Source organism: Ancrocorticia sp., assembly GCF_052089425.1.
GTDB lineage: Bacteria > Actinomycetota > Actinomycetes > Actinomycetales > Actinomycetaceae > Ancrocorticia.
This window is the reverse complement of the sequence record NZ_JBQCZW010000013.1, coordinates 19618-29073: the sequence shown is the minus strand read 5'-3', so window position 1 is coordinate 29073 and position 9456 is coordinate 19618. Positions and strand designations below refer to the sequence as shown.

The window sequence follows — 9456 nt, the reverse complement described above, 5'->3', positions numbered from 1 at the left end:
CCAACGGTGAAGAGCAGCACGGTTCCAGCCAGCCAGACTTGCTGCCGATCGATGAGGAGCGCATCGGCAACGATCTCCACATCCACCTCATCAAACTCCGGTTCGGCCACGCCATGTTGACTCGAAATCTCGGGAACCTCGCGTGCAGCATCGTTGATGAGCAGGCTGCGCCCGGTGAAAACGCGTCCCACCCATGCAACCCAAAACCCGATGGCGGTAATCGCAATGAGCATGACGATGATTCCGGCAATAACAAACACGAAGCTGGCCATGGCGGTTAAGGAGACGGCCGCAGAGATTGCATCGCTATTGAACATTAGGGCCAGCGCACAGAGCACTGCCCCCACGGGCACCGGCCAGCTCACGATCACGAGAAAGCGCAATTGCGCGCGCGGACTCACCGGAAGCATCAGCGTGGCCACCGCCAGCCCAATCCCCATGGCGATCAACACAATTCCACGGACAAATCCAATTTCTGCCGCGTCACCTAGGGCGCCCAGGCGCATACCGGCCACGATGGCCAGCACCCCCATGGCCACCACGATCACAGCCAGCATGAGGTAGTGAACGCGGCGCAGGCGCGCCTGAAGAAGATCGGGTTCCACGGGTGCCACGAGGGTTGTACGCCATCGCGCCAGCTCGTCCTGATCGCGTTCCTCAATGGCGCGAGCAACACGCAGCGAGGCCGCCAGCAAACCAGCGCAAATCACCGCAACGGGGATAGCGGCAACAACCGCCATGGAGTGCAGCGCACTCCAATCCCCATGCCGCAGGAAAACCAGCACAGGAAGCAGGGTCATCCACAGGCCACAGGCCGCCAATCCGCCAAGGGCTACGTCGATCCGGCGCTCAGCCACCAGCCAGTGGTGGTGCATCGCCTGATCCATGTGACCTCTCTTCATCGCGTGCTGGGCGCACGAGTCACTGCTAAGCCTAGTCCGGCACCGCTTAACTCGCGGTGAAGTTCCGGCCCGCGTCTGCGATAGCGATGAAGTCCTCAATTGTCAGCTGTTCGCCGCGCGCCTGAGGAGAGACGTTCGCGGCCCGAAGGATCGCTTCTGCCTGTGCGCCGGATCCCGCCCACGTGCTGAGTGCCGCACGCAGAGTCTTACGCCGCTGAGCAAAAGCCGCGTCAATCACGGCAAAAACAGTCTCTCGCGGCGTTGAGGTTCGAAGGGGACGGCGCACAAAGGATACGAGCGCCGAATCAACGTTGGGGACCGGCCAGAACACGGTTCGCGCCACCTTGGATCCGCGCGTCACGTCCGCATACCACGCCGCTTTGAGCGAGGGCACGCCGTAGATACGCGATCCCGGCCCCGCCGCCAGCCTGTCCGCCACTTCGGCTTGAACCATCACCAGCGCGCGTTTCAGGCCGGGCAGCCGCTCCAGCAGCGTCAGCAAGATAGGCACGGCTACGTTGTAGGGCAAGTTTGCTACAAGAATGTCCGGTTCCAACGTGGTTTTTTGGGACGACGACGGCGTGGCCAAACTCTCCGGCCCCGATACATCCATTGCGTCCATGAGCTGAACGGCGAAGCGGTCTCCTGCTTCTGGCATGTGTGCGGCAATTGTGGCAGGAAGGGCCCCAGCCAAGACGGGATCGATTTCCACGGCAGAAACTGCGGCGCCAGTTTCAAGAAGGGCGAGCGTGAGTGAGCCTAGACCCGGGCCAATCTCTAGAACCGAATCATCGGGCTGCACGCCCGCCTCGCGCACAATTCGGCGCACGGTACCGGCATCGTGAACAAAGTTCTGCCCAAGAGTTTTCGTTGGGCGCTTATGAAGTTCTGCGGCTAATGCGCGGATATCGGTCGGGCTCAGAAGTCCCGATCTTTCATCCTCCATTTAGTACCAGCCAACGGACTGGGAGTGACCCCACGCGTTGCACGGGTTGCCGTAGCGATCCGAAATGTAGCTGAGGCCCCAGCTGATCTGGGTGGCAGGATTGGTTTGCCAATCCGAGCCAGCAGAAGCCATCTTGTTGCCTGGCAGAGCCTGCGGGATGCCGTAGGCACCGGAGGACGGATTGGCGGCCGAAGCGTTCCAACCCGATTCCTTCTGCCACAGCGGAACGAGGCAGGAGAACTGATCCTCACCCCAGCCATAGCTGGCCATCATCGAATGAGCAATGGACTGAGGATTGCCGGAGGGAGCCACGGACGGTGGGGCATCGTTTCCGGAATCAGAATCAGAATCGTCACGAGTGAGATCTTCCGCTTGCTCTTCTTCGCCCGTTCCGATCCGCACAACCTCGTTGACGGGTTCGCTCTGGACCACACGCATGGTCTCAACGCTAGAAGTTTCTTTGCCATCCTCGGTTGTCACATCAAGAGTCTTGATGGATACGCCGTTCACGCCCTTGGTCTCAACAACCTCTTCGCCTTCGGGGAGGCTGGGATCCTCGACCTCTTCAGTGGTGAACTTATCGGTGGCCTTCTCGGTCACGGACTCGGTCACAACGCGCACGATCTTGACGGTGTCACCTTCGGCGATCGGATCGGTCATATGCGCCGAAACCTTATCGTCCGAGTTCACATGAATGCCTGCTTCGCTCAGGGCATCGTGCAGGGTGGTGGCAGATGACGTCAGAGTCTGGGATTCCCCATCAACCTCCACCGTGAAGGTCACGGGGGCATCCGTCTTCTCGATGGCTGCCGTACCGAGTACGCCTGAGTTGCTGGAGCCGGCTGCGTCATCCTTGGAGAAGAATGAATCTGCTGAAACGGCCCCTGCAACGCCAAACATGGAAACTGCAGCAATCATGGCGACTGCTCCAACGCCCACATTCTTCTTGGCGCTCGCACGCTTGACCTGATAGGTGGCCACGAGGTCCTCAGAATCCAGATCTGGGGAGATCGGGGCGGCAACAAATGCAGACCCGGCGGCGGGCACTGCGGATTCATCTGCGGCCGCGGAGGCTCCTGCGGTTGCCCCGGATTCTGCCGCGATCGATTGGGCACGTTCGGTCAAAGCCACTACGTCAATGTGATCAATGTGCTGGCTGTCTGCCGCTTGACGCTCGGCCATCAGCGCTGCGCGGCGTGGTCCGATGTGTCCCGTGCCTTCCAGATCTACCTGTGCGGAATCTGGAGTGACGGATCCGCTATGTCGCCCCACTCGGTGCCTCCAAAGAAATCGACCTGCGCCGGCTTGCCTCGCCTGCGCTTTATAACAAAACTATATCGAGTGTAACCGGATTGTGATAATTGGACCAGAGGCTTGGAGTGTGAACGCGCTTTCACTTAGCGAACCATGCTGCGAACTACTAGCAGAGTGTCAGTCCCGACGGGTGGAGATGTGGCGCACCACCACGCATAGCGTTAGGGCAGAGCAGCTAGATTCGTGTAGTTTGCGCCTCTTTCGTCACAACATGCAGCTACACCCGTTCACATTGTGGGACCAATGTCCCTACGCTGATATGGTCCTTACATGAGCACAAATACGCCTCCCAGCGGCTTTGGCCAGCAGCCCCAGCAGCCTTCTCAGGGCTCAGGGTTCCCGCAAGGCCAGCAGCCCGGCATTCCCCCGTTCCAGTCCGGCCCTATGAACCCGGCAACCAAGAACCCGCAGAAAGAGCGCCTCACGAACCTTGCGATGTGCGGTGTCCCGCTGCTTATCGCCTTCATTGCGCTATTCCTTCCCTACTTCACGGTTAGCGCTGGTGGCTACTCTGAGTCCGTCAGCTGGGCTCAGGGCGATTCCGGTGGCCCGTTCATCATCGCTCTCATCTTTATCTTGGTTGCCATCATTCCGCTCGTACTTCAGTTCATCCCGAAGGCGAACGTCAAGCAGCTGGCCTCTTCATCAAGCCTTGTTGGCGTGGCCGGCGTTATCCTCATCGTGAATGTGATCTTCAACTGGAACCCGCGCGATGTCAGCGACGAGGATCTCAGCTACTACGGTGTTGAGGTCTCCCGCGGATTCGGTTTCTGGCTACTCCTTATCTGTGGCGTCGCTCTGATTGCTACTGGCGCCCTGTTCACGCGCTGGGCAACCAAGCAGGCCAAGCTCGCGCAGCCCGGTCAACCGGGACACCCCGGCCAGCCTCAGCCCGGTCAACCGGGTCAGCCTCGGCCGGGACAGAACCTTCAAGGCGGACCCGCCTACCCGCCGTATCCGGGTCCTCAGGCACCGTCAGGTCAAGGCGCTCCTAACGGCCAGCCCTTCGGCGGGCAGCCCTTCGGCGGGCAGCCCGGCGGCGACGTACCGGGACAGCCCTTTGGGGCACCGCAGCCCGGTGCGCAGCCTCCCGCTGGCACCCCGTTCGGTGGGCCTCAGAATCCTCAGACTCCCCCGCCGGCGGCCTCGCCTGACGGTCAGGAGAACGGCCAGAATTTCTAGCCACTAGGTTCAGAACTCGCGAGTCGTGAACTCATGGATGTGGGCGGTGCCAATCGGCACCGCCCACATCCATGTTCGGACCCTCAGTTGGTTGGTGCAGGGGGCGTCGGTAGTGGCGTGGCGTGCATGCCTGCAGAGAGCCGGTCGGTTGTCACAGGGGGAGGTGTTCACCGTCGTCGTCGTTCATCTTCCATCTGCGCCGAAATACCGGACCTGTTAAACGCCGTAAACTTCCCTCGTATTGGAATCGATCTGGCGGCACCACTCGCCCAGATCCATACCAAGAAGCTCCGCTTGGTATCGAACCGTGTAGGCAACTGCGTAAGGCGCGTTCGGATGGCCGCGCCACGGAGCCGGCGTCAGGTAGGGCGCATCCGTCTCGGCCAATATCAGCTCACGCGGCAGGGCTCGGAAGGCCTCACGCAGATCATCGTTGGCCGGATAGGTCATGGCTCCGCCAAAGCTGGCGTACCAGCCGTTGCGCCCGCAGATCTCCGCAAGCTGCGTATCCCCACTAAAGCAGTGGAAGACGGTCCGCTCGGGCGCACCCGCATCGCGCAAGATACGCACGCAGTCCTCGTGCGCCTCCCTATCGTGAATCTGCAAGGGTAGGTCCAGCTCCTTGGCCAACTGGATGTGCATCCGAAAAGCCTCTTCTTGGGCGGCCTTGCCAGAATCTGCGGTCCGGAAGTAGTCCAAGCCGGTTTCGCCGATCGCTACCACCGCACTGTCAGTGGCCAGATCAGCCACCAGCTCCACGGCTTCCTCCAGCGAATACTCGCGGTGCCACGAATCTAGGCCGTGAGTCATGCCATCGGGCGATTCTTCGGTGATTCCGCGGTGAAGTGGCGCATCGTTCGGATGAATCCCAATCGCTGCGGACAGCTGATCCGGGTAGCGCCGGGCAAGGTCCAGCGTGGATTGCAGCGTTGGAACTTCGCACCCGCATGTGATCGCCCGGCGAATTCCAGCCTCGCGCATGCGGGCGAGTTGGCCCGCCATCGTGAGAGGGAGGCCCCGACCGGGGATCGGTGCTGGTTTTGCGCTGGCGGGAACTGGCTTTCCGCCCGCCGGACCTGACTTCACTCCCGACGGACCTGATTTCGGTCCTGCCGATCCCGCCGCGCCGGGTACCGGCTCCGTAGCGAGTTGCGCTTCCTCTTCGGCATCCGGATCCCCGTGGACCGGAAGATGCGTGTGGTTATCGACGATCCCGTACGGCAACGCCGGCGGAACATCCGGATAGACGTGGCGTTTCTTCTTGTTGTTACCCAACGGAGTGACTACTCCCCTGCCTCGGCGCGTAAACGATCCAGTTCTTCCTCCACCACAGCATCGTCCAGCTTCTGGAACACGGGCTTTGGTTTGGCAATGGGCGTGCCGGCTTGGACCTCAACGCGGTCCCACGGGCGCAAATTCGTGTAATCGCCGGTGATGATCGGGTACGGATCTCCTCCGTCCAGATCCTCAACGTCCACGAGGCGTGGCATCGGCGCAATATCTCCGGCGCCACCCAGCACCTTGTCAATAGCGTTGGAGGAATGGGGCAGGAACACGCTCATCATCGTATTGAGGTCCGAAACCACCTGCACGAGCGTGTGAAGCACGGTCGCGAGGCGTTCGCGTTGCTCTGGCGCCTTGAGCTTGAAGGGCTCGGTGCGCGTGACGTAAGCGTTGGCCTCCCCCACAAGGCGCATGACCTCAGAGAGCGCCGAACGCTGGTGGTGACTGGCGATCAGGTCTCCCACCGTGGTGAATCCAGTGCTGACGGCATCTAGAAGCTCACGGTCAATTTCTTCCAAGGCTGCAGAAGCCGGGATTTCCCCAAAGTTCTTTGCAATCATTGCCGCCGTACGGTTCACAAGGTTGCCCCACCCTGCCACCAGTTCGGAGTTATTGCGGCGAACGAACTCTGCCCACGTGAAGTCAGAATCCGACGTTTCCGGGCCAGCGATCGAAATGAAGTAGCGAAGGGCGTCTGGCTGATACCGCGAGAGGACATCGCGCACATAAATCACCACGCCCTTGGAGGAGCTGAACTTCTTGCCCTCCATCGTCAGGAACTCGGAGGCCACAACTTGGGTTGGGAGGTTGAGCTTGCCGAGAGGTCCAAGCTCTCCGCCCTTGGAACCTTCACCATTATTGGCGAGCAGTTCAGCTGGCCAGATCTGGGAGTGGAACACAATGTTGTCCTTGCCCATGAAGTAATAGGACAGCGCCTCTGGGTTATTCCACCAATCGCGCCAATCTTCCGCACTGCCGGTGCCGGCTACTTCACGCCTGCGTGCCCATTCCACCGAAGCAGAAAGGTAACCGATCACCGCGTCAAACCACACATACAAGCGCTTGTTCGGCTGGTCCTCCCACCCCGGAACCGGGATGCCCCAGGAAATGTCGCGACTCATGGCACGGGGGCGGACATCGTCCAGGAGGTGCTGAGAGAAGGAGATGACGTTCTGGCGCCATTCTCCCGATTCCTCCACTTGGTTCAGCCACCTGGCCAAGGAATCTGCCAACGCCGGCAAATCAAGGAAGTAATGCTGGGTTACTCGAAATTCGGGGGTCTGGCCGGAAACCTTTGACACCGGGTTGATCAGATCACGCGGATCCAGCTGATTACCGCAGTTATCGCACTGATCACCGCGAGCGCCGTCAGCACCACAGATCGGGCACGTGCCCTCTATGTAGCGATCAGGAAGAGTGTTGCCCGAAACCGGATCAATCGCCACATCAGTATCTTGGATGACCATGTAGCCGTTATCACGGCATGTTTCGAACATCGTCTGCACAACTTTTTCGTGATTGACCGTGGTTGTGCGCGTAAACAGATCATAGGACAGCCCCAACGCGACCAGATCCTCCACAATGATCCGGTTATTCTTATCGGCCAGCTGCTTGGGGGAAACCCCTTCTTCCTCCGCCGCCACGAGGATCGGCGTACCGTGTTCATCGGTTCCCGACACCATGAGGACATCATCGCCGCGCATTCGCATGTAGCGGGAGAAAACATCGGAGGGAACACCGAACCCGGCAACGTGACCGATATGGCGAGGGCCATTGGCATATGGCCAAGCGACTGCAGAAAGAATATGCGACATAGTCACAGAATACTTGCCTTGGGCAGCGCTGGCATATTCGCCCACCCCGGGTGAGCTAGGCAGGGTACCGGGAATCCAATGGAGGACAGCCACGTACGCATCCACCACCAGTAGTAACAAGACTTATTGGACGACGACGGCGCCGTCGTCGTCGTCGAAAAACTCCTGTACGAAAGTGGGCACCCCCACGAGAATCTCGCGAGGGTGCCCCTTGCCGCATCGTGCTAGGTACGGCTCGACGATGCTAAAGCGTGGGCTCTAGCGGCCAAGAAGCCGATCTCGATGTGTTAGGCGTCCAAGTCCTTCTCGATCAGATCCGCGATCGCGTCAACGGCCTCAGCGTTGTCTGATTCAACCTTGACCTCAGCACCCTTTTCGGCACCGAGAGTCATGATCATCATGACCGAGGCAGCGTCCACTCCCTCTTCACCATCAACGCTCAGAAGGATCTCATCGTCAAAGCCAGCGGCGGCTTCGGCAACGATGGAGGCAGGACGGGCGTGCAGGCCCACGGAGGAACCGACGATAGCAGTACGGGTAGCCATGAAAGTGCTCTTTCTCTTGTGTGTATCAGTGCATCTGTATTAGTACACATGTATCAGTACATGTGTTTCAACTGGACTGGCGGAAGAAGCTCCGCGGATTATGCAGCAACGGCCTCCTTGTCTTGCTTCGCCTTAGCCCGGGACTTCAGGAGAGTCACTATCGCCGCAGCTACTAACGTACCGGCAACAACAGCAAGGACAAATCCAAAGAGGTTCTGGATTGCGAAGAACACGAACAATCCGCCGTGTGGAGCCTGCGAGCCAACGTGCAGTGCCATGGTAATGGCACCGGTCACGGCGCCACCGGCCATCATCGAAGGGATCACCCGAAGCGGATCGGCAGCCGCGAACGGGATGGCGCCCTCAGAGATGAAGGCAGCACCAAGAAGCCACGCTGTTGTTCCATTCTCGCGCTCCGCGGCTGTGTACAAGTTGCGGCGAACCGTGGTGGACAAAGCCATCGCCAGCGGCGGCACCATGCCGGCGGCCATCACGGCGGCCATGATCTCGAAGGGAGTTTCGTTCGATCCAAGAACGCCAGCTGACAGGCCGGCTGTGGCAAACAGGTAGGCAGCCTTGTTGAAGGGACCACCCATATCGAAGCACATCATGAGACCAAGCAAGATTCCAAGCAGCACGCCCAGTCCAGAATCGGCCATTCCGGTCAGGCCGTTCTGCAGGCCGGACATGAGGGATGCCAATGGCCTGCCGAGCAATATCAGCATAAGCGCACCAACAACCAAGCTGGTGATGAGCGGAATAATCACTACGGGCATGAGCCCTGCCAACCATCGCGGTGGCTTCAACTTGGTGAACCACAGGGCGATAAGGCCAGCGAAGATACCGGTCACGAGGCCGCCGAGGAATCCGGCATCCACGAATACGGCCACCGCGCCACCGATGAATCCGGGAGCAATGCCGGGGCGTCCGGCCAGCCCGAAGGCGATATATCCGGAAAGGGCCGCCACGAGGAAGCCCATTCCCACAGATCCGAGGTAGGAACACACGGCTCCCAGATACAGCAGCATGCCGGATCTCTCCGTGAGCATCTGCGCATCATTTTGAACATATGAAATCTGATCGGGCAGGTTCGTGATCGAATAGTTGCTCACCACGTCGCTTGCCACGAAGGAAACATCGTATCCGCCCAAAAGGAAGCCGAGCGCCATCATCAGGCCACCGGCGGCCACAAACGGAATCATGTAGGAGACACCAGTCATGAGTGCCTGCTGGATGCGTTTGCCCCAGCCAACGCCGGATTCGTCCTCAGAGGATGCCGCCGATCCGCCACCGGTTCCTGCAACGCGCTTGGCGTTGGGATCCTTGACCGCCGCCACGGCCTCATCGATCATCTTCCCCGCTTCATCCCCTGTCATGGGGCGCTTCACGCCAGATTCGATGAGGGGCATGCCGGCAAAACGATCACGACCAGAGATGCCAACATCTGCGGCGATGATGATGGCTCCCGC

General features: G+C 60.0%; 8 protein-coding genes. 1 reads left to right on the top strand and 7 read right to left on the bottom strand.

Annotated features, from left to right (window positions below):
* The 3 genes from ACTHV6_RS05990 to ACTHV6_RS05980 all read right to left on the bottom strand — a co-directional run.
* On the bottom strand, positions 1 to 887 hold an 887-nt coding region (locus ACTHV6_RS05990; protein WP_441386374.1), incomplete at its 3' end, for a hypothetical protein.
* Positions 888 to 948: 61 nt separating this feature from the next.
* Positions 949 to 1848 carry a 16S rRNA (adenine(1518)-N(6)/adenine(1519)-N(6))-dimethyltransferase RsmA gene (gene rsmA, locus ACTHV6_RS05985; RefSeq protein ID WP_441386373.1) on the bottom strand — a complete coding sequence of 300 codons (900 nt, stop codon included), beginning with the start codon at positions 1846 to 1848 and terminating at the stop codon, positions 949 to 951.
* A complete protein-coding gene (locus tag ACTHV6_RS05980) occupies positions 1849 to 3120 on the bottom strand; it encodes a G5 domain-containing protein (RefSeq protein ID WP_441386372.1) in 1272 nt (423 codons plus the stop codon).
* Positions 3121 to 3432: 312 nt separating this feature from the next.
* On the opposite strand from ACTHV6_RS05980, the gene ACTHV6_RS05975 reads away from it, so the two are divergent.
* The gene (locus tag ACTHV6_RS05975; protein ID WP_441386371.1) at positions 3433 to 4344 is read left to right on the top strand and encodes a hypothetical protein; all 912 of its coding nucleotides are present in this window, start codon (positions 3433 to 3435) and stop codon (positions 4342 to 4344) included.
* A 216-nt stretch (positions 4345 to 4560) separates the two neighbouring features.
* Here the strand turns inward: ACTHV6_RS05975 and ACTHV6_RS05970 are convergent, their stop codons facing one another.
* The 4 genes from ACTHV6_RS05970 to ACTHV6_RS05955 all read right to left on the bottom strand — a co-directional run.
* Entirely contained in the window at positions 4561 to 5619 is a 1059-nt protein-coding gene (locus tag ACTHV6_RS05970; protein WP_441386370.1) for a TatD family hydrolase, read from the bottom strand.
* Positions 5620 to 5627: 8 nt separating this feature from the next.
* A complete protein-coding gene (gene metG / locus ACTHV6_RS05965) occupies positions 5628 to 7442 on the bottom strand; it encodes a methionine--tRNA ligase (RefSeq protein ID WP_441386369.1) in 1815 nt (604 codons plus the stop codon).
* A 287-nt stretch (positions 7443 to 7729) separates the two neighbouring features.
* A complete protein-coding gene (locus tag ACTHV6_RS05960; protein WP_441386368.1) occupies positions 7730 to 7987 on the bottom strand; it encodes an HPr family phosphocarrier protein in 258 nt (85 codons plus the stop codon).
* Positions 7988 to 8085: 98 nt separating this feature from the next.
* The coding region (locus tag ACTHV6_RS05955) for a PTS fructose transporter subunit IIC (protein ID WP_441386367.1) at positions 8086 to 9456 on the bottom strand (1371 nt) is incomplete at its 5' end.